The 19516-nt window shown below is 41.0% G+C and carries 22 protein-coding genes; 8 read left to right on the forward strand and 14 right to left on the reverse strand.

Annotated elements, in window-relative coordinates:
* From A2517_RS01740 to A2517_RS01785, 10 genes are all read right to left on the reverse strand, one after another.
* On the reverse strand, window positions 1–258 hold a 258-nt coding region (locus A2517_RS01740; protein WP_294893646.1), incomplete at its 3' end, for a winged helix-turn-helix domain-containing protein.
* Window positions 258–1049, reverse strand: a complete 792-nt coding sequence (locus A2517_RS01745; RefSeq protein WP_294893647.1) for a shikimate dehydrogenase — start codon at window positions 1047–1049, stop codon at window positions 258–260. The genes A2517_RS01745 and A2517_RS01740, both read right to left, overlap by 1 nt.
* Complete coding sequence (locus A2517_RS01750) at window positions 1046–2458, reverse strand: anthranilate synthase component I family protein (protein WP_294893648.1); 1413 nt, start codon at window positions 2456–2458, stop codon at window positions 1046–1048. Before A2517_RS01750 ends, A2517_RS01745 begins: the two co-directional genes overlap by 4 nt.
* 1 nt (window position 2459) lies before the next feature.
* Window positions 2460–3335, reverse strand: a complete 876-nt coding sequence (locus A2517_RS01755; protein ID WP_294893649.1) for an SPOR domain-containing protein — start codon at window positions 3333–3335, stop codon at window positions 2460–2462.
* Between the two features lie 42 nt (window positions 3336–3377).
* A complete protein-coding gene (locus A2517_RS01760) occupies window positions 3378–3920 on the reverse strand; it encodes a DUF1882 domain-containing protein (protein ID WP_294893650.1) in 543 nt (180 codons plus the stop codon).
* A 16-nt stretch (window positions 3921–3936) separates the two neighbouring features.
* Window positions 3937–5184 (reverse strand): serine hydroxymethyltransferase, encoded by a 1248-nt coding sequence (locus A2517_RS01765; RefSeq protein ID WP_294893651.1) that lies wholly within the window; start codon window positions 5182–5184, stop codon window positions 3937–3939.
* Window positions 5181–6698 carry a lysine--tRNA ligase gene (gene lysS, locus A2517_RS01770; RefSeq protein ID WP_294893652.1) on the reverse strand — a complete coding sequence of 506 codons (1518 nt, stop codon included), beginning with the start codon at window positions 6696–6698 and terminating at the stop codon, window positions 5181–5183. Before lysS ends, A2517_RS01765 begins: the two co-directional genes overlap by 4 nt.
* A 20-nt stretch (window positions 6699–6718) precedes the next feature.
* Window positions 6719–7201 carry a Fur family transcriptional regulator gene (locus A2517_RS01775; protein ID WP_294893653.1) on the reverse strand — a complete coding sequence of 161 codons (483 nt, stop codon included), beginning with the start codon at window positions 7199–7201 and terminating at the stop codon, window positions 6719–6721.
* Between the two features lie 3 nt (window positions 7202–7204).
* Window positions 7205–7753, reverse strand: a complete 549-nt coding sequence (locus A2517_RS01780; RefSeq protein ID WP_294893654.1) for a CvpA family protein — start codon at window positions 7751–7753, stop codon at window positions 7205–7207.
* On the reverse strand, window positions 7753–8679 hold the full coding sequence (locus A2517_RS01785) for a GGDEF domain-containing protein (RefSeq protein ID WP_294893655.1): 927 nt from the start codon (window positions 8677–8679) through the stop codon (window positions 7753–7755). The genes A2517_RS01780 and A2517_RS01785 overlap by 1 nt, the downstream gene beginning before the upstream one ends.
* Before the next feature lie 202 nt (window positions 8680–8881).
* Here A2517_RS01785 and A2517_RS01790 point away from each other — a divergent pair, with 202 nt between their 5' ends.
* Window positions 8882–10228 carry a class II 3-deoxy-7-phosphoheptulonate synthase gene (locus A2517_RS01790; protein WP_294893656.1) on the forward strand — a complete coding sequence of 449 codons (1347 nt, stop codon included), beginning with the start codon at window positions 8882–8884 and terminating at the stop codon, window positions 10226–10228.
* A 2-nt stretch (window positions 10229–10230) separates the two neighbouring features.
* Here the strand turns inward: A2517_RS01790 and A2517_RS01795 are convergent, their stop codons facing one another.
* From A2517_RS01795 to gatC, 4 genes are all read right to left on the reverse strand, one after another.
* The gene (locus A2517_RS01795) at window positions 10231–10635 is read right to left on the reverse strand and encodes a Fur family transcriptional regulator (protein WP_294893657.1); all 405 of its coding nucleotides are present in this window, start codon (window positions 10633–10635) and stop codon (window positions 10231–10233) included.
* A 105-nt stretch (window positions 10636–10740) separates the two neighbouring features.
* The gene (locus A2517_RS01800) at window positions 10741–11811 is read right to left on the reverse strand and encodes a type IV pilus twitching motility protein PilT (protein WP_294893658.1); all 1071 of its coding nucleotides are present in this window, start codon (window positions 11809–11811) and stop codon (window positions 10741–10743) included.
* Window positions 11808–12152 (reverse strand): arsenate reductase family protein, encoded by a 345-nt coding sequence (locus tag A2517_RS01805; protein ID WP_294893659.1) that lies wholly within the window; start codon window positions 12150–12152, stop codon window positions 11808–11810. The genes A2517_RS01800 and A2517_RS01805 overlap by 4 nt, the downstream gene beginning before the upstream one ends.
* Before the next feature lie 3 nt (window positions 12153–12155).
* Window positions 12156–12446 (reverse strand): Asp-tRNA(Asn)/Glu-tRNA(Gln) amidotransferase subunit GatC, encoded by a 291-nt coding sequence (gene gatC, locus A2517_RS01810; protein WP_294893660.1) that lies wholly within the window; start codon window positions 12444–12446, stop codon window positions 12156–12158.
* A gap of 122 nt (window positions 12447–12568) precedes the next feature.
* On the opposite strand from gatC, the gene A2517_RS01815 reads away from it, so the two are divergent.
* The 7 genes from A2517_RS01815 to A2517_RS01845 all read left to right on the forward strand — a co-directional run.
* Window positions 12569–13168, forward strand: coding sequence for a hypothetical protein (locus A2517_RS01815; RefSeq protein WP_294893661.1), 600 nt, complete (start codon window positions 12569–12571; stop codon window positions 13166–13168).
* Entirely contained in the window at window positions 13165–14163 is a 999-nt protein-coding gene (locus A2517_RS01820) for a hypothetical protein (protein WP_294893662.1), read from the forward strand. The genes A2517_RS01815 and A2517_RS01820 overlap by 4 nt, the downstream gene beginning before the upstream one ends.
* Complete coding sequence (locus A2517_RS01825; protein WP_294893663.1) at window positions 14163–14984, forward strand: tyrosine-type recombinase/integrase; 822 nt, start codon at window positions 14163–14165, stop codon at window positions 14982–14984. Before A2517_RS01820 ends, A2517_RS01825 begins: the two co-directional genes overlap by 1 nt.
* A gap of 170 nt (window positions 14985–15154) precedes the next feature.
* Complete coding sequence (locus tag A2517_RS01830; RefSeq protein ID WP_294893664.1) at window positions 15155–16051, forward strand: Hachiman antiphage defense system protein HamA; 897 nt, start codon at window positions 15155–15157, stop codon at window positions 16049–16051.
* A complete protein-coding gene (locus tag A2517_RS01835) occupies window positions 16018–18333 on the forward strand; it encodes a DEAD/DEAH box helicase family protein (protein WP_294893665.1) in 2316 nt (771 codons plus the stop codon). Before A2517_RS01830 ends, A2517_RS01835 begins: the two co-directional genes overlap by 34 nt.
* 105 nt (window positions 18334–18438) lie before the next feature.
* Window positions 18439–18981 carry a hypothetical protein gene (locus tag A2517_RS01840; RefSeq protein ID WP_294893666.1) on the forward strand — a complete coding sequence of 181 codons (543 nt, stop codon included), beginning with the start codon at window positions 18439–18441 and terminating at the stop codon, window positions 18979–18981.
* Window positions 18982–19238: 257 nt separating this feature from the next.
* Window positions 19239–19516: ORF6N domain-containing protein (locus A2517_RS01845; RefSeq protein WP_294893667.1), on the forward strand; the 278-nt coding region annotated here is incomplete at its 3' end.

A 19516-nucleotide genomic window follows, 5' to 3' on the forward strand; every position in this document is an offset into this window, starting at 1 on the left:
GATGAGTTCACGGGCGTAGGGGGTGAGTTTCGTTCCTCCGCCCCCTTTGCCACCAGTAAGACGCTCTATGAGCGGCTGATCGGCGAGGAGATTCATCCCGTTGATTCGCTCCCACGCCGCCTTGTAGCTCATTTTCATCTCTTTGGCGGCGGCGTTGATCGATCCCGTTTTATCGATCCGCTCCAGCAGTTCGATCCGTCCGGCACCTAAAAAGCTTTGCCCCTCTTTGGTGAGCCAAAAACGTCCGTCGATTTGCATTAGAGGGTAAAACTGTGTTTCATAGCAGAGCGGATCTGATCAATCGGATACGCACCATGAAAAAAGAGGTGATTGGCAAGGACACCCTGCTCAAGAAGCATATCGGAGCCGTCTTTATAGGGGAGGGCACTCACTTTTACTTCCCGTAAAAACGGAGTCTCTTTGCCGTAAATGACATCGATAGCCCCTTTTGTCTGAGATAAGAGTTCCATCAATATCGGACGGGGGAGAGGGAGCTCATTATCGCTCAGCCCCGCCGAGGTGGTGTTGATGATCAGATCATAGGGCCGTACACTAAACTCTTCCCAGTCAAAACACTCGAACCCTTCACACTCGAAATACTCCAACCGTCCGCGTGAGCGGTTTAAAATCGTGGGGGTAATCCCTCCATGGCTCAGAGCGATAGAGAGGGCGCGCGCGGTTCCCCCCGCTCCGATAATGAGAGCGGTATGGATCTCTCCGAATGAACCGATTGCCGACATAAATCCGTCTGCATCGGTGTTATATCCGATCAATTTTCCCTTTTCCAAAACGAGGGTATTGACCGCTTTGATGGTCTTAGCGATACCGCGTACTTCGTCGCATTGAGCGTAAGCGGCCTCTTTGTGGGGGACGGTGACATTGGCACCGCTAAGGGCTTTTTGAAAAAAGGTGTCACGTAAGCGTGAGCTATCCGTGAGGTGGGTGCGGCTGTAGCACGCATCGATGCTGAGAGTTTTAAAAACGCAGTTGTGCATCAGCGGCGAGCGAGAGTGACTTACAGGATCGCCGAAGATACTAAAAATGTTCATTGAGGGGAGACCAGATCATCCAGTGTGCTCATAAGAGCACCGAGTTTGTTGGTCACTTCGAGGTACTCAAGCTCATGCACCGAATCGGCGACGACACCGGCACCTGCTTGCAAGATAACACTCTCCTCCGTGATTAGGGCGGTGCGGATCGTGATCGCACTGTCCATATTGCCGTCAAACCCGAAATAGCCGATGGTTCCGCTGTAGAAGCCCCGTTTGACCCCTTCGAACTGCGCGATAAGCTCCATCGCTCGAATTTTCGGAGCACCCGTCATCGTTCCGGCGGTAAACGTCGCGGCGAGGAGATCGAACATATCTTTATCCTCGGCGATTTGGGCGTGAACGTCGGAGACGATATGCATAACGTGCGAATAGCGTTCGACATGCATCATCTCCTCCACCCGTACCGTCCCTGTTTTGGCAACGCGGCCGACGTCGTTGCGGCCCAAATCGATCAGCATCAAGTGCTCCGCCAACTCTTTAGGATCGGAGAGGAGTTCTTCTTCGAGTTCTGCGTCACGTTGCGCAGTTCCACCTCGTTTGCGGGTTCCGGCGATCGGACGGAGCAAGATGTCACCGTCACTGAGACGTACCATCACTTCAGGAGAACTGCCGACGATGCTGAAATCCTCATATTCCATCAGATACATATAGGGAGAGGGATTTTTGAGTCTCAAAATACGGTAAAAGCTAAACGGATCTACTCTCGCATGGCGGATATAGCGGTTGGTCATCAGGATTTGAAAGACATCTCCGCTGAGGATCATTTTTTTGGACTCATCGACCATGGAGAAAAATTTCTCTTTGGTAAAGATAAATTCGCCCCCTTTGTCATTTTTCATCGCTTTTAGAGGGGTATAGCTATAGGGAGCTTTGAGAACGCTCTCTATTTCTTCGAAACGGCCGATCATACTCTCTACGCAGCTGAGCATGGTAATGCTCGCATTTTTATGGGAGACAACAAGGGTGAGTTTCGGGAGGATGAGATCCATATCGGGAATGTGTGTCTGATCAAGTAGATGAGACATCGACTCTTCGAGAACATGTTCGAAAACCTGCACCATATCGTAGCCGATGTAGCCGATAAATCCATCAATGTATCCGACATTCAATTCTCGTGCCTGTTCACGATAGGCTTTTTGGTCGAGTTTAGAGTAATACTCTTTTAAAAAGGAAAACGGAGAGATGTCGAGAGATTTTTGTGTTCCCTCACTGTCGATATAGGTGGTTGTTTTTTCATTGTAGATGAGCCGTTCACGTGCACCGATGACGATAATAGTGTAATTGCCTTCACTGTTTCCGGCACTTTCGAAGAGAAAACTGACTTCAGAGGGGAAAAGGCTTTTGGCCTTTTCGTAGACGGCTATGGGAGCAAATTGATCGAGAGAAAAATGGCGTGAAGCAATCACGTTACCCCTTTGTGATGTATGCGCCGGCTTCAACATTACGTTTGACGGTTCCGAGAACGTCACGTGCCGCTTTTTCACCTTGGAACGGTCCTACCATCACTTTGGTAGCAGCACCGCTTGGAACGGTTGTGTATTTAAGTCCGCTGGCATTCAGACGATCAAAAAGGGTTTTGCTCGGCTCTTTGGTAAATGAACCGACTTGGATGTAATAGGTTCCCATAGGCTCAGCCGCTTTAGCGGCAGCTTTAGGAGTTGTGGTTTCTGCTACTGCACTCTTCGTCGGAGTTTCAGCCGCTTTTTGTACCGCTTCTGTGACAGGTTTAGCGGTTACTGCGACAGCTTTTTTAGCTTCTGCGACCTTTTTTACCTCAGTCGGTTTGACTGATTTGATGGTAGGGGTATTCACTACCGGTTTAACCGTTTTAGGAGCCGCTTGAACTTTTACCGGTGCCGCAACAGGTTTGGAGACCACTTTCGCAGGGAGAGGAGCACTTTGCTGTACAACGGTTGTCGGAGAACTTTGAACCACATTCTCTTGCACCGGCGTATTTTGAAAAGATTCTTCTTTTATTTTTTGAGCAATTTGCCCTAAATCTTGAGGTGCTTCGGCATTCGTGACATTTCCGGCACCCTCTTGGATCACTTCAACCGGTTCAAAAAGAGGATCATCAATGATCTCAGTCGGAGAGGTCGGTTGTGGGGGAACGGCGGCAAGAGGCGGCTGTTCATCACTTTGGGTTTTGAGTGAATTCATAATCACCAAAACGATGATAAGGATGAGTGTTAGAGCCGCAATTGCCAATAGTAACTTTTTGCTATTGGAATTTGATCCGCTTTTACTTAGAATGATGTCGTTAAGTTCGTTTTTTTCTTCCATTGAAGTGCCATTCCTTATACGTATTGATAGTGCTATCGAGCTTTACATATGCTTCGACCACGAAGCTCCGCGCTCTTTGGCGTAGACTTCGTAGGGAAGGTTGAGAATATTATACTCCGGAGGCAGTTCATCCGTTGGAAACATTCTCCACTGTTTCGGTTGCTTTGCAGCCAATTTCATCGAAAGCATTTTACCCAATTGTATCGCTTCTTGGAATGTCGTATGCCCTTTATGGATATAAACATGCAAATGCCCCGGTGTTTTGGTCTCAAATGCGGTGAAATTTATGAATCCCTCTTCTCTAAGCAACAATTGTGCCTTATGGTAAAAACGTTGAGGGTCTGTACCGTTATAATCAATAATGATGTTTTCAACTTTGTTGAATTTATTGATGAGAGAGTGGGCTACGGTGATTTGCTTTTTAAGATGCTGATCAATAATTGCCTGCGTCAGCGTTTTATCGATTTTTTCATATTTATTGAAAAATGTACGCCCTTTGAAATCGATTTTATCGACGACAGTATCATGTTTCAACCAGTAATGGTCAGAAATCATTTTGATAAGTTTCATATCCATCGATGTCATGGGCGCTCTTCCTTAATTAATACGTTGGTTGGTTGTAAATAACGAAATTTTGTGCCAGAGCTTTGAGCTCTTCTTTGATAGCGGCTTGTTTAGCGACATTTTCAACATCATCCAAAACATCGGCGATGCGGTTAGCGATGAGTTCAAACTCTTTCTCTTTCATTCCGCGTGACGTGAGTGCCGGACTTCCGATACGGACACCTGATGTGACAAACGGTGAGCGTGTTTCACCCGGTACGGTGTTTTTATTGACAGTGATACCTGCACGTCCGAGTGCCGCATCGGCATCTTTACCGCTGAATGGTTTGTTGAGGAAAGATACGAGAACGAGGTGGTTATCGGTTCCGCCGCTGACGATGTCATAGCCCCGTTCCATCAACACTTTTGCCAGTACGGCCGCATTCGCTTTTACTTGCTTCGCGTAGACTTTCCACTCTGGAGAGAGGTTGAATTTGAATCCGACCGCTTTTGCCGCGATAACATGAACCAAAGGCCCCCCTTGAAGTGCAGGGAAGATCGCCGAGTTGATTTTTTTAGCGATTTCTTCATCGTTCGTCATAATCATACCGCCGCGAGGTCCTGCGAGGGTTTTATGAGTTGTAGTGGTTACGATATCCGCATACGGGAATGGGCTAGGGTGCTCGCCTGCACACACAAGTCCTGCGATGTGGGCGATGTCAGCGAAAAGGATTGCTCCGACTGCATCGGCAATTTCACGGAATTTTTTGAAATCGATTTCGCGAGCGTATGCTGATGCACCGCAGACGATGATTTTCGGTTGTACGATTTTGGCGATGTCGAGGACACGCTCATAGTTGATGCGACCGTCAAGCTCGACACCGTACGAAAAGCTGTGGTAGTTTTTACCCGAAAAGCTTACCTTTGAACCGTGTGTCAAGTGTCCGCCGTGGCTGAGATCCATACCGAGGAGTTTGTCTCCTGCTTGAAGCAATGCCGCATAAACCGCGCCGTTTGCGGATGAGCCTGAGTGTGGTTGTACGTTGGCAAAGTTACATCCGAATAGCTCACACGCACGATCGATTGCGAGTTGCTCTACACCGTCTGCGTATTCGCATCCGCCGTAATAGCGTTTAGCGGGATATCCTTCGGCATATTTGTTGGTGAATACTGAACCCATGGCTTCCATAACGGCCGGTAGGGTAAAGTTTTCAGACGCGATCATCTCCAAATGGTCGGTTTGACGTTCAAGCTCTTGCTCACATAGGGTGTAAATTTCGTTGTCGTATTCTTTGAGGAAACTCATTCTTCTTCTCCGTGGTTGGTTTGGTTGTTGTGGTGCGGTTTCATAGCCGGGAAGAGCAGTACATCCCGAATAGAGTGTTGGTTGGTGAGCATCATGACGAGACGATCGATTCCGATCCCCTGACCCGCCGTCGGTGCCATACCGTAGCTGAGTGCCGTGACGAAATCTTCGTCCATCTCATGGGCTTCATCATCGCCCGAATCTTTAGCTGCCATTTGACCTTCGAAACGCTGTAATTGATCGACGGGATCGTTAAGCTCGCTAAAGGCATTAGCGATTTCGCGTCCGGCAATGAACAACTCAAAACGATCCGTTAGTTCAGGACGATCATCGCTGCGGCGTGCAAGGGGCGATATCTCAACAGGGTAGTGGGTAATAAAGGTCGGATTGATCAATTTTTCTTCGACGAACTCATCGAAAAGTTCCCCTTGAAGCTGTCCGAGATTCATGGTCGCTTTGGCTTCGAGGTTTTTGGATTTCAAAAATGCCAAAATAGCCTCTTTGTCGTTAACAATCTCTTCCGGGACTCCGCCGATAACGCTAAGACTTTTAATGAGTTCTATTTCAGTGAACTGATCGAAATCAACTTCCAACTCACCGTAGGGGAGACGTTTTGGAAGTTCAAGATGATCAAAAAGATACTCAAAATACTCTTTCGTAATGACGATCAAATCTTTATAGGTTTTGAATGCCCAGTAAAACTCGATAGAGGTAAATTCCGGATTGTGGGTCGCATCCATCCCCTCGTTACGGAAATTTCGGTTGATCTCAAATACCGCTTCAAAACCGCCGACGATAAGACGTTTGAGATAGAGTTCCGGTGCAATACGCAAATAACGGTCGATTCCGAGGGCATTATGATGGGTGACAAACGGCTTGGCATTGGCACCTCCCGCGATCGGATGCATCATCGGTGTTTCTACTTCCAAGAATCCTTTATCTTCAAAAAAGCGGCGGGTTAGGCTGATCACTTTCGAGCGGATATGGAACGTTTTACGCACTTCGGAGTTCATAATCAGATCAAGATAGCGCTGGCGGTAGCGCATCTCTTTGTCCTGAATTCCGTGGAATTTTTCCGGTAGCGGTGAAATTGCTTTGGTAAGAATAGTCAGTTTATCGGCATGGAGAGAGAGCTCACCGTGTTGAGTGACGAACGGATAGCCGCTTACTTCGATAATATCGCCCACTTCGATCAGTTTTTTAAAGACGTCGTTGTAAAAATTCTCCGGTAAATTATCGCGTGCAACGTAAATTTGGAGCATGCCGCTTTCGTCTTCGATTTTGACAAAGCTCGCTTTCCCCATAAGGCGGTAAAGTTTAATCCGTCCCGCTACGGTGTAGTGGCGGTGCTCGTCTCGTTTTTCCTCTTTTTGAAAAAGATCGGAGTTAACGTTATGAAATTTATCGATTGTTGTATTACGCTCTGAATGGTTTGCATACGGATCGATTCCGAGTGCTCTTAGCGCTTCGGCTTTTTCAATTCGTTGTTGTACGTATTGGTTTTCAAATGCCAATGGGTTTCCTTTTTCGATGGTTATTTTTTAGTATTTTCTTGACAACTTTTACAGATTCCGTAAATTTGCATTGAGTGTTCTTGCATGACAAATCCCAACGCTTCCGTAATCTCACGTTGACGCTGTTCAATTTGCTCATCTACAAATTCGGTAATGTTGCTGCACGACGTACAGATAATGTGATCGTGATGATCTTTGGCTCCGAGTTCGTATTTTTTCCCCTGAGCACCGAAGGAGAGTGACGTGACCATATCGGAGTCTTCAAGCAAAGAGAGGGTGCGATATACGGTTGCAATTCCGGTATTAAGCTCAGGGTGCTTTTGCTGAATCAGATGGTGCAGACCCTCAGGGGTGAGATGTTCATCTGAATTATAGAGCATCTCCAAAATCACTTCACGCTGAATAGTGAATTTGAGTCCGTTAACTTTTAACAGCTGTTTGAAATCGCTCAATAATTTATTGTATTCAACCGTCCGTTCCGTAAAATCGGTATAGGCATTCATCGATTAATTTTCCTTGGAGCTATTGGTATCGGTTTCATTGTCATCACCTATGAGTGATGTGACATCATCGGTTTCAATGTGCAAAATAAAATCTCCCGTCGCGAACATCGGCTTATAGAAAAAGCTATCGGCCATTTTGTTTTCAAAATTTTCACGAATTGCCGTTACACTGAAAAGGGCATAAACGATGATAGAGATGATAAAGAAAAATTTACTGCTACCGATGATAAAACCTAACACACGGTCCAAAGGTCCCAATCCGCTGAGAGTCGTAAGCTTTTTAAATCCGGTTCCCAAAGCAACCATAAGGAGCCAAAAAATACCCAAAGCAAAAATAAATCCGACCAAATTAATCGCGGTAGTACTTTCAAAATGGAAAAGGGCATCGCTTAAAAATTTTCCGATGATTCCACCGAGATGAGAAGCAACAAAAACTCCTCCCACGATTCCAGCCAGTCCGAATACCTCTTTTGAAAAGCCGTTCAGTAACCCTTTGAGTCCCAATAAAAGTACGACTGATCCAACCGCAACGTCAAAATAATTCAAATCCATCAAAACTCCATTTCCAAACGGTCTTTGCCGTTGTTTTTAGCCCGATACAAAGCGGTGTCAGAGCGTTCGATAATCGTATCGATGGTATCTTTTTCTACAACTTTTGTCATACCGATACTTAATGTAACCGATATTTGTTTGTTTTGAAACAAAGGCTTATTGTTACGGCATAGGGTTAACAATCTCTCCGCCGCTAATTGTGCCCCCTCTAGATCCGTTCGGTTGAGCAAAATAATAAACTCTTCTCCGCCGAAGCGATAGACACGATCGCCATCACGAAGTGCTTTTTTAAATACTTTTGCCAAAAAGATAAGTACTTTATCTCCTGCGATATGACCGTATTGATCGTTGATAAGTTTGAAGTTGTCAACATCGATCATAAGGACAAAAATATCAAAATCAAGGGTTTCTTTCTCTAAAACAGCCCGTAGATGCTCATGCAAAGCATATCGGTTGAATGTTTTTGTCAAAGGATCAAGTGAGGTTTTGACTTCCAAACTTTTGACTTGTTCCAAAAGTGTATAAATGACTTCATTGGCTCGGGAAACTTCGTCACTGAGATGGGTTTGAATATCGTTGAACTTTTCGGTAATTTTTTCAAAATTTATCAGAGAATCACCGTTTTTATTGTCTAGTAAACTAGCCTGTTCTTCAGATATTTTTCCAATTTGCTCATTAGTTTGAGTATAAGAATCGATACTTTTAATAGCCAGCTCTTTATATTCATCAGCACATGTATTGCGGTATGCGAGTAGATCGATTTCTCCGGATGCGTAAGATTCTAAGACTTCATGCGTTGCATTGGTAACAAGCTCGGCAAATTCGGCAGGTGCAATCGTAGATTGACGACTTGCTACCGATTCCAAATGGATAGAGAGCTCTTTGCAAAAATGAAATAAAAAAGGGTTGATTTGGTTGTTTTCCACCAGTAACCTTTATGAAATCAGACCCTCAGAACCTCTTTGTTCTTCCGAAAAAAGGGCAATACGGAGAGCCGTTATAACTGACGCCATTATACTTTTTCAAACATAAATCTAAGATTTGGTTTTCTCAATCAGTCCCGATTTAGGATAAAAGGATAAAATTCGTCCATTAACAATAAGGTGCAAGAGCACACAGGAGATGAGAATGAGACCATGGAGCCGATCAAGCTGGAGAGAAAAACCGATCAAGCAGCAGCCGACCTATCCGGATGCGGCCGTTTTGGAACAAATCGAATCACAGCTCCGCAACTATCCTCCTCTTGTATTTGCAGGTGAAGCACGTACGCTCAAAAAGAATTTTGCGGATGTGTGTGAGGGGAAAGCCTTTTTACTCCAAGGGGGCGATTGCGCTGAGAGTTTTTCAGAGTTTCATGCCCACAATATCCGTGACACCTTTAAAGTCATGATGCAAATGGCTGTCGTTATGACATTCGCAGGCGGTGTTCCGGTTGTCAAAGTAGGGCGTCTCGGCGGGCAATTTGCAAAACCGCGTTCATCCGATATGGAGACCATAGAGGGTGTGAGTCTTCCAAGTTATCGAGGTGATATTATCAATGGGGTTGACTTCAATGAAACTGCCCGTATCCCGGATCCTCACCGTATGGTTCAAGCGTACAATCAATCAGCGGCAACATTGAATCTGCTCCGTGCTTTTGCATCGGGCGGATTGGCTGATTTGCATCAAGTTCATGCATGGAACTTAGGGTTTGTCGGACAAAACGATTTGACCAAAAAATACGATGAACTCTCCCGCCAGATTGATGATTCTCTCCGCTTTATGGCGGCATGCGGCATCACCTCGGATAATTACCGTACGTTACGTGAGACCGATTTTTATACCTCTCATGAAGCGTTGCTCCTCAATTACGAAGAGGCATTTACCCGTCAGGATTCATTGACCGGAGAGTGGTACGACGTATCCTCCCACATGCTCTGGATCGGCGATCGTACCCGTCATCTAGACGGAGCTCATGTCGAGTTTATGCGCGGGATTAAAAACCCTATCGGGGTGAAAGCGGGACCTTCTATGGACCCTGAGGATTTAATCCGATTGTGTGATGTTCTCAATCCTGAGAATGAAGCGGGACGATTGAACGTTATTGTCCGTATGGGTGCGGATAAAGTGGCCGACGGTATGCCCGCATTGATCCGTGCAATCGAGAGAGAAGGGAAAAAAGTGTTGTGGAGCTGTGATCCGATGCATGGTAATACGATCACCAGCAGCGGCTATAAAACCCGTCCGGTCGAACAAATTCTCAAAGAGATGAAACAGTTTTTCCAAGTACACAAATCAGAAGGAACCTACGCAGGAGGCGTTCACTTGGAGATGACGGGTAAAAACGTTACCGAGTGTTTGGGAGGATCATTTGAGATCACTTCCGATAATCTCAAAAGCCGTTATCATACCCACTGTGATCCGCGTCTTAATGCCGACCAGTCGTTAGAGTTGGCATTTTTGATCGCCGATACGCTTAAAGAAGCGCATCGTTAGAATTACTTCTTCTGACATTCGGGGCAAACCCCCGAAATCACAATCGAAATATCTTCTGCTTTATAGTGACTCATCTCTATCGATTTTTGTAGGATGGAATGGGGATCGTACTCAATATCTTTAAGCTCACCGCATGATTTGCACATGATATGGGCATGGGCTTCTTTCTCAATTTCGTATTTTGTTTTTTGTCCCGCTATCTTTATTTCACGTATCAGAGTGACGTCCAACATCGTATTCACATTTTTATAGAGCGTTGCCAAAGAAATTGAGCTGAATTTTTCCCGAATTTTTTGATACAGTTCATCGATACTTATATGTCCGGCCTGATGCATCAGTTGAATGATAGCAAGCCGCTGAGGGGTAGCTTTGAGTTGATGAGATTTAAGTAAGTGTTCATGTTTCATAATGTGTAATTATAAACGATGAAAGGGGTGAAATTTCATAAAGAAGAGAAAAAGGGGAGAGTTTTGAAATAAATTTTAAGATTTCCCCCACTTAGGGGAAAGATTTTATAACGAATCAATGATTCGAAGGAGCTCGTCGGGTTTATTGGAATACTGTATTGCCGTCTCTTTACTGATTAGTTTTTTTCGTAAATATTCGACAATCTCTTGGGTCTGAGTCGTCATATTGGTCCCTGTTTGGTTCAGCTGCATTTGGGAATAAAGCTGGTGTACTTTATCTTCACGAATCAGGTTGGCAATGGCGGGATTGGTAATCATAACCTCTTGCGCCGCGATACGCCCTCCGCCGATTTTCGGCAAAAGGGCTTGGGAAATAACGGCGATGAGGGAGGTAGAGAGTTGTGCCCGTACTTGAGGCTGCTCATCACCGGAAAAGACGTCAATAATACGGTTAATGGTCTGCGGTGCAGAGTTGGTGTGGAGCGTTCCGAAAACCAAGTGACCCGTTTCGGCGGCAGTTAGCGCCGCCGAGATAGTTTCACGATCCCGCATCTCCCCGATCAGGATAACATCCGGGTCTTCACGCAGAGCGTATTTAAGAGCGGCGGAGAAGCTTTTGGTGTCGGTTCCGACGTTACGGTGGGAAAAGAGCGATTTTTTGTTGGTGTGGACAAACTCGACCGGATCTTCAACCGTAATAATATGACGCGCTTCATTAAGATTGATTTCGTTGAGCATTGCTGCAAGGGTTGTCGATTTACCGCTTCCGGTAGGTCCGGTGACGAGGATAAGCCCTTTTTCCCGTTTGATAAGCTCTTTAAATATTTTTTTGGCATTTAAATCATCGAGCGAGGGGATAGTGACAGGGATGATACGAAAGGCGCAGGCGATATCGTCCATCGTTTTGTAATAGTTGGCACGGAAACGGCCGACATCGGGGATAACGATTGAAAAGTCGAGCTCATTGTTCTCTTCAAACGCTTTTTTCTGTTTTTCAGTGAGGAGAGAGTACCCCATCTCTTCAATACTTTGCCCATCAAGAACGGGGAGGTTAAGGGCAACAAGGCGACCGTCAATACGAATTTGCGGTTCGGAACGGCTAACGAGGTGAAGATCCGACGCTTTATAAGCGACAACACTTTTGAGGAGTTTATAAATGTCTAAAGATGTATTCATGGTTGAAATATCCCTTCGTAATTAGATTCATCGTATCCGACGACAAGTGTATCGTTATATTCGATAACCGGACGTTTTATCAAAAGATTATGAGTGCTCATCCACTCAATTTTACCGTTGTCATCTAAATTTTGAGCTTTGAGTCCTAACGTACGATAGGTTGTCCCTTTTGTATTTAACAAGGTCGCGAGTGCTGAGTGTTGCACCCACATTTCAATCTTTTCACGGGAAACGGGGGAGATTTTAAAATCGTGAAACGTATAGGCAATTCCCCTCGCATCTAAAAATCGAAGTGCTTTTTGGACACTGCCGCAACTTTTTATCCCGTATACGTGCGTCATTATTTACTCAATAATTTTAGGGACGATGAAAAAATGCTCTTGAGAATGGGGAGCATGGGAGAGAATATCATCATTAATGGTGCGATCAACGCTGCCGATATCTTCACGAAGAGCGGTAGCCGCGTCAGACATAGCGAACGAGGCATCGACTCCATCGGTAGAGAGTTCGGAGAGATTATCTACAAAGGAGACGATTTCACTAAGCTGTGCTATCATCTCTTCGCGATGTTCTTGGGGAATTTGGAGATAAGAGAGTTTCTCTAACCGTTGTAAGAGGGTTTCATCAATTTGCATGGTTAACCTAAGTTGTGATAAATTTATAGAAATAATTGTACCCAAAAAATAGGTTTACAAAACTTTAACATAGGGTGAGATATTATTGCTCTAATTAATGATTGTAAATAACAGGAGCCGTTTTGAGTCTAAAAGAGAATATGGAAGCCCTTAAAGAAGAGCTGAGTTCTGAAGAGAAGTTTTTTGAAAGTGCCATCCGGACGGAACGTTTTGTTAAACGGTATCAAAAGCCTTTGATAGCGTTGGTAGCTTCATCGTTGTTAGCAGTGGGGGGAGCTATCGGATATCAACTCTATACCGATGCAAAATTAGAGAGCTCAAATACGGCATTTAATCTCCTTTTGGCAAATCCTGCCGATACACAAGCAGAACTAACGTTGAAAAATGATAATCCAGAGTTGTACGATTTATGGAAACTTTCACGCGGGATCGCTCAAAATGATGTGAGTATTCTTGAAGGGTTGAAACATTCTGAAGCGTTCGGTGTTGCCGATATCGCATCGTACGAAGCTGCCGCCATCAAGGGCGATACGCAATCGTTGGAACAATACACGAAAAAACAGGGTGCTCTTTACAAAGATTTAGCATTATTAGAAGTCGCAGTAGCGGCGATTGAAAAAGGTGATGTTGCATTGGCGCATCAAAAAATAGCCCTTATCGGTGAAGATTCACCTCTTTATCAAGTAGCCGCGGCACTTTCACATTACGGAGTAAAAGAATGAAATTATCCACGACTGCATTAGTCCTCGCTACAGCGCTTCTTGTTAGCGGATGTTCCCATAAAGAGGTGTACAAACCGGAAGAGGTAAAAGGGGAATGGCGTAATGCGGGGCATCTTAGTGCGTCTATTTCCCAAACGACTCATTCGGCTGCTTTACTTGATAATGGCCGTTTGTTGACAAAAGAGGGAGAGAAAAACATTAAACTTCCTGAAGAGTATCGTCTCATCAATGTAAACGATGCTTGGGTTATTACAGAGAGCCCTGAGGGAAATCTCGTCCTTTTTCCGGAAGACGGCAGCGATGCAAAAGTCACCTTTGAACTCAAACGCCATGTAGCTGCCGCAAATATTCAAGACGATACCGTAGCTATCTTGTTTACCAATAATGAAATGGCACTCTATTCGCTGGAGAGTAAAAAACTTCTCTTCAAAGAGAGTGCTAATACTCCGATAGCTGTAGATACACGCATTGCAAACCCGTATTTCCTCAAAGAATTGGTATTGTTTTTAACGTTGGACGGGAAAATCGTCATCGTCAATTCGGAGACAAAACAGGTACTTCGCTCCGTAGTCGTCAGCTCGGAGGAGTATTTTAACAATATTACCTATTTGAACGTCATTGATAATAATCTTGTCGCATCGACCGGAACGTCGGTATTGGCACTCTCCCAAAAAGAGGCACGTGAAAAATACGAGATTCGTAACATTGCCTATACGGCAGAGGGAATCTGGATTGCGACCAAGCAAGGTGAAATCATTGCCCTTAGTCCATCATTACAGTTCAAAGCAAAGAAAAAATTTCCGTTTGCCCATTTCGTAGGGCTCAGCGTCCAAAATGACCGTGTGTATGCACTGGAGCAAGAGGGGTATATGATCGCTCTAACCAAGAACCTTTTGGCGTATGATGTCTATGATATCGATATGGACAGCGATAACAAAATTTTCCTCGGAGACGGACGTTTTTATTTTGACGACCGCTATATCAATATCAAATAATGTCGAAAGAGCTTGAGGCTTTTATCGAGTATATTACCGTTATCAAAGCACTTAGCCCTCGAACGATTGAGGCCTATCGCCATGATTTGGGTGAGATTGAACATACGTCACATAAATGCCTCACCGAAATCGATTCGAATAGTGTTTTTCAGATACTCGGATCGATTGCCAACAAACGAACTTTGAATCGAAAACTCTCCGCTTTTAACTCTTTTCTGGATTTTTGCCACCGCAACCGATTTGACTCCGTTTCCTCGAAATTCACCCTCTCCAAAGTACCGAAAAATCTCCCTAAATATGTACCGTTTGAAACCATTCAATCTTCACTTACATTGATTGATCGAAGTGAATGGATCGGAATGCGAGATTATGCCCTGATCCTTTTTCTCTATGCTTCAGGATCTCGTATCAGTGAGTGTTTGATTGTGGAGGAGGGGGATATTGAGGGGGAATGGCTCCGTATCCGTCACGGTAAAGGGGAGAAAGAGCGGTACGTCCCCATCGCACAGGAGGCACTAAAAGCACTCCGAGCCTATCAGGAAGCCTCACCGTACCAAAATCGACCCCATCTTTGGCTCAACTATAGAGGAGAGCCTCTCAGCCGTATTTCGGCGTTTAAAATCACCCAAAAATATTTGGGTATTTCCCCCCACGCACTTCGCCACTCGTATGCGACAGCCATGATCCTCGGAGGAGCCGATTTACGCGTCGTACAAGAGCTTCTCGGTCATGCGTCGCTCCTCACGACGCAAATATACACTCATGTTCAAAAACAGAATCTTCAAGATACCGTATTGAAGCATCATCCAATGGCGAAGTGATAGTTTATTTCCATCATTTCACACATAATCTCATAATTTTTGTATAATAAGAGTTATTTATAAAATTTTAAATCTCACATTTAACGGTTGGCGCATTTGTTTGAACTCAATAGGGCTTTGACGAGTTTGGTGGGGGACGAGCGTGCGAAGAAAGAAAATAAGGTATAAAAATGAGACAAAGCCTAATTGATTTAATAAATAAAACTATTGTTCATCGTTATTCTCTTCATTGTCCGATTCGAAATATTGATAAGACTAATTTCACCACTACAAAAGATGATTGTTATGAAGCTATAGATGATGATTCTTTGATAGAGATAATTTATAATTCAATAATTGAATATTCATTTGATGAATTTGATTTAGTAAATAAACAGTATGACAATTTAATGGCTGTGGCTTTGGTTTCAAAACTTAAATATAATGAGTATGCCTCAGAAAAATCAAAAATTAGTTATGGTTTTTTTGGAGAAGTTTTACTTTATTCACTTTTAATGACAAAGTATAAAACTAACACGTTGATTTCCAGAGGTTATTTTTACAATCCTTTAGAAAAATCTGAAACAAAAGGGTATGACTCATATCATTTGATTGAAAATAATGATGAGTTAGAACTTTGGTTTGGTGAAGTTAAATTTAGAGCTTCCTTTAACGATGGCGTAAAAAGCGCTATTAATGGACTTCAAAAAGCAATTAGCGATGAGTATTTAAAAACAAATATATTGGCAATGATAAATCATAAAGATAAATTTAAAGATTCTAAAATTAAAGAAGTCATTGATAAATGGATGACTGATCCATTACTTGTTTCAATAATTGATGAAGTAATTAAATTTAATATGAAATTAGTATATCCAATCTTGATTGTATATGATGACAAAGAAGTGGATTATGATAAAAAAATAAATGATGCTATTGAACATATTAATGCTGCTTTTACTCCTATGACTTATAACATGAGTGTTGATTTTGAGATATTTTTTATGTTTTTACCACTACATGAAACGACTAATTTAAAAAAGGAGGTTATTAGATGGATAGAATTGAAAAAGCCTCTTTTGCAATAAAAAATATTAATGAATTTAGAAGTGGAGCAATAACGGAAGCTCAATTAACGACAAAAATTTGTGATTATTTTGATTTTATTAAAGATAAAGAATTAACGCCATCGGATATTAAATTTCTAAAATATATTTCAAATGTCGTTGGAATTCCTCATTATTATGATTTATTAATGAAAGTTTTTCAGAGAGATATTGAAGAAATAAGTGTGTTCAATTTGAATACATTAAGCTCTATCATTTATGAAAGTACTTTATATGTTGATGAACATATTAAACTTCATAAGCACCAAATGTCAATTTTAGATAGATTTGAGTTCCACAAGCAAAATAGAATATTTTTATCGGCAAGTACATCATTTGGAAAAACCTATTTGGTTTATGAAATCATAAAAAAAATGAAATATCAAAATATCGTTTTAATGTTTCCAACAATAGCGTTATTATCTGAAAATCTTGAAAAATTAAGAATAGATAGTTACTACCAATATTTTAGAGAAAATTATAAAATTCATACATTGAGTCAAATCGATGAAGAAGAACTAGCTGATAATAATCTTTTTATATTTACCCCCGAGCGATATTTGTCTTTTCTCGACAGAAATGAAGGAAATATTGGTTTCGATTTTATATTTATGGATGAAATTTATAAAATTGACAATGAATATATCATTGATAATGATGAGGCGAAAGAAAATGAACGAGATACAGCATATAGAGTTTCATTATACAATGCTTTGAGCAACAACACGGATGTTCTATTGGTAGGTCCTTACATAGGGTTCGAGAATCAAAATAATCAAAACTATAACCCTTCATTTGATAATTTTATACAATTTAACAACTTTCAGAGAATTGATTATAATGAGTATGAAATTGTCAATAAAAAAAGAATTTTATTGGATAGCACGCAATTAATAAATGATAAGTATGAAGTTAAAATTAGTAAAGCTATGACAAAAAAAGCAATATTGGCTAATACCATTCAGGCTTTAATACAAACAAGAGAAAATTGTATCGTATATTGTTATGGGGCTGGAACAGCTGAAAGTAAAGCTAAAGAGATTTCGCCAATAAATAAAGTCATTCATGAGCAAAACAACCACTTGTTAAATTTAATTGAGCATATGAAAGTTAATTTTCATGAAGAATGGGTAGTTGTTAAATCTTTAGAAAATGGTATAGGTATTCATCATGGGCTTGTTCCAAAATATATTCAAAAAGAGATTATTAATTTTTTTAATGATGGTTTATTAAATATATTATTTTCTACTACAACAATAACTGAAGGTGTAAATACATCTGCAAAAAATCTTATAGTTTTTGATCACAAAAAAGGCAAAAAAGATTTGAAAAAGTTTGATGCAAAGAATATTGAAGGACGGGCTGGACGTTTTATGTATCATTTTAGTGGAAATGTTTTAATAATCGATAAAAAATTTGATGAGATAGTGAATTCTGAAGATATTGGTATAAAACATAAAAATTATGATGAAAATTCTCCAAAAGATCAAATTGATTATTTTATTACAGATGATAAATATCTAAGTGATATTCATATTGCAGAAAGGATAGAGTTATTAAATCAAATAGCTCAAAGAGAAATACCATTAGAACTTTTTAATGCATATAAGGTGATCAATTACAGTGACAAAATAAGACTTTATGATTTAATTAATGGTCTCTCAGCTATACAAGATAAAAAAATAAAAAAATTAATATCATCTATCAATGGTGACAAAGTAAAGATTGATTTTGATGGATTTGATGAAATTGTTTCTTTATTAACTGATATTGTACATAATGCAGATTTACTGAGTATGATGACTAGAAAGAAAAACAGTGAGCTTGATCAAAAAGAACATTTCATAATAACTTTTTTATTAAATGCATATCTAACGTATGGCTTTAAAGGATTGGTTGATTACAAAATAGATATACAAGGAAAAGACATAGATAAGTCCATGCAAGAGTCATCTAGGTTTGTTTATAATACTTTGAAATATCAACTAGTTAAGTATTTGGGTGTATTTAATATTTTATATAAATATATTCGTTCAACCAAAGAAAATAGTGAAATTGGAATAGATAAGTTACTTGCAAAACTTGAATATAACGCTTTTAGCAAAATTGGAAAAGTAGCTAGTGATTATGGTGTTCCATATAAAATAGTTGAGTATTATGATAATTTAGAATCTAATCCGAAGAATTCTGAATTAATTCAATCACAATTTGATAATTTCGAGCGTAAATCATTTGAAAAATTTGTGAAGATTTTAGGCGAATAAAAAATAATTTTATATTAATGAATGATTATATTGCATTTTGCAATATTTTTATTTAATGGTAATTATATGTAGTAGCTTAATGAAAATAATTCAAGAGGGGCTATTATGAAAAAATATGTTGTTGCTAAATCTGTTCTCTTTACTTTTGGAATTTGGTTTATAGTTAATTATATTGGTGGTGATTACGATTGTGATAAAAAGTGCATATTAACAGATGTTGGAAAATTTTTGGCGATTTTCTTTTTGATTTCATTCGTTCTGTTATTTGTAGAGAAAATGAGAGAAAAAGTTTTGAAAATGTGGCAAATTTATGTACCTGCTATGTTTGTTTTATTTTCCGCAATTCATTATTTTGATACAGCTCAGCATGAGCAACAACTCAAAATTCAAAAAGAGTATATTGATTTTAAAATGCAATATGCATCTATGGAGTTCAAAAATATTAATAAATCAGAAATAGATAAAGTAATGTCTATTGATTTAACTGAGCATAATAAAGCTTTTGATAAATATGCTAATTTAACAATCAATGGCTACAAAGATATGGTTGGGCGTACAATGATGGGGCTAACATTAGGGTGTCTTCTGATCTTGCTTTTAGATGGATTGGCAATGTACTTTCATAAAAATGAGAATTTTACTACGTAATTTATCCCTGTCATATTTCCCCCATTTTTAAGTGACGGGATACAATGAAAAGAGATTTTAATTACGGCGAATTTGCCATAATTACAAAGGGATGCAGATGTTAATTCAGATTGTAAACCCGTCGAACTCGACGGGTTTAGAAACTTATGATGATGAACCTCTCACAATTTGTGAGAGGTCGGCTTGTGGAAGAAAAAAATGTGTAAAAGGGTAAATCATTTTCGTGACGTCACGAAAATGCTATAAGAGGAACTCCAATGAATGAACTCACCACCTCCATCGGCGAAACCATCAAAAACAAAATCTACACCATTCGCGGAATGCAGGTGATATTGGATAGTGATTTGGCGGAGCTTTATGATGTGGAAACAAAAGTTTTTAATCAGGCAGTAAAGAGAAATAGTGAGCGATTTCCAGCAAACTTTATGTTTCAGCTGAGTGAAGAAGAGAATCAAAATTTGAGGTTCCAATTTGGAACCTCAAGTTCAAGTAGCTCTTTAAGGTTCCAAAATGGCACCTTAGACGATGAAGAATC

This window comes from Sulfuricurvum sp. RIFOXYD12_FULL_44_77 (assembly GCF_001830725.1).
Classification (GTDB): domain Bacteria; phylum Campylobacterota; class Campylobacteria; order Campylobacterales; family Sulfurimonadaceae; genus Sulfuricurvum; species Sulfuricurvum kujiense_A.

Bases quoted from the DNA above. Each gene is read 5' to 3' on its own strand.
- A2517_RS01795 (WP_294893657.1), bottom strand. From the start codon at position 10,635: ATGAAACATGAACACTTACTTAAATCTCATCAACTCAAAGCTACCCCT.
- A2517_RS01830 (WP_294893664.1), top strand. From the start codon at position 15,155: ATGAGACAAAGCCTAATTGATTTAATAAATAAAACTATTGTTCATCGT.
- A2517_RS01790 (WP_294893656.1), top strand. From the start codon at position 8,882: ATGAGACCATGGAGCCGATCAAGCTGGAGAGAAAAACCGATCAAGCAG.
- A2517_RS01780 (WP_294893654.1), bottom strand. From the start codon at position 7,753: ATGGATTTGAATTATTTTGACGTTGCGGTTGGATCAGTCGTACTTTTA.
- A2517_RS01835 (WP_294893665.1), top strand. From the start codon at position 16,018: ATGGATAGAATTGAAAAAGCCTCTTTTGCAATAAAAAATATTAATGAA.
- A2517_RS01840 (WP_294893666.1), top strand. From the start codon at position 18,439: ATGAAAAAATATGTTGTTGCTAAATCTGTTCTCTTTACTTTTGGAATT.
- A2517_RS01775 (WP_294893653.1), bottom strand. From the start codon at position 7,201: ATGAATGCCTATACCGATTTTACGGAACGGACGGTTGAATACAATAAA.
- A2517_RS01825 (WP_294893663.1), top strand. From the start codon at position 14,163: ATGTCGAAAGAGCTTGAGGCTTTTATCGAGTATATTACCGTTATCAAA.
- A2517_RS01755 (WP_294893649.1), bottom strand. From the start codon at position 3,335: ATGGAAGAAAAAAACGAACTTAACGACATCATTCTAAGTAAAAGCGGA.
- A2517_RS01765 (WP_294893651.1), bottom strand. From the start codon at position 5,184: ATGAGTTTCCTCAAAGAATACGACAACGAAATTTACACCCTATGTGAG.
- gatC (WP_294893660.1), bottom strand. From the start codon at position 12,446: ATGCAAATTGATGAAACCCTCTTACAACGGTTAGAGAAACTCTCTTAT.
- A2517_RS01800 (WP_294893658.1), bottom strand. From the start codon at position 11,811: ATGAATACATCTTTAGACATTTATAAACTCCTCAAAAGTGTTGTCGCT.
- A2517_RS01745 (WP_294893647.1), bottom strand. From the start codon at position 1,049: ATGAACATTTTTAGTATCTTCGGCGATCCTGTAAGTCACTCTCGCTCG.
- A2517_RS01760 (WP_294893650.1), bottom strand. From the start codon at position 3,920: ATGACATCGATGGATATGAAACTTATCAAAATGATTTCTGACCATTAC.
- A2517_RS01820 (WP_294893662.1), top strand. From the start codon at position 13,165: ATGAAATTATCCACGACTGCATTAGTCCTCGCTACAGCGCTTCTTGTT.
- A2517_RS01805 (WP_294893659.1), bottom strand. From the start codon at position 12,152: ATGACGCACGTATACGGGATAAAAAGTTGCGGCAGTGTCCAAAAAGCA.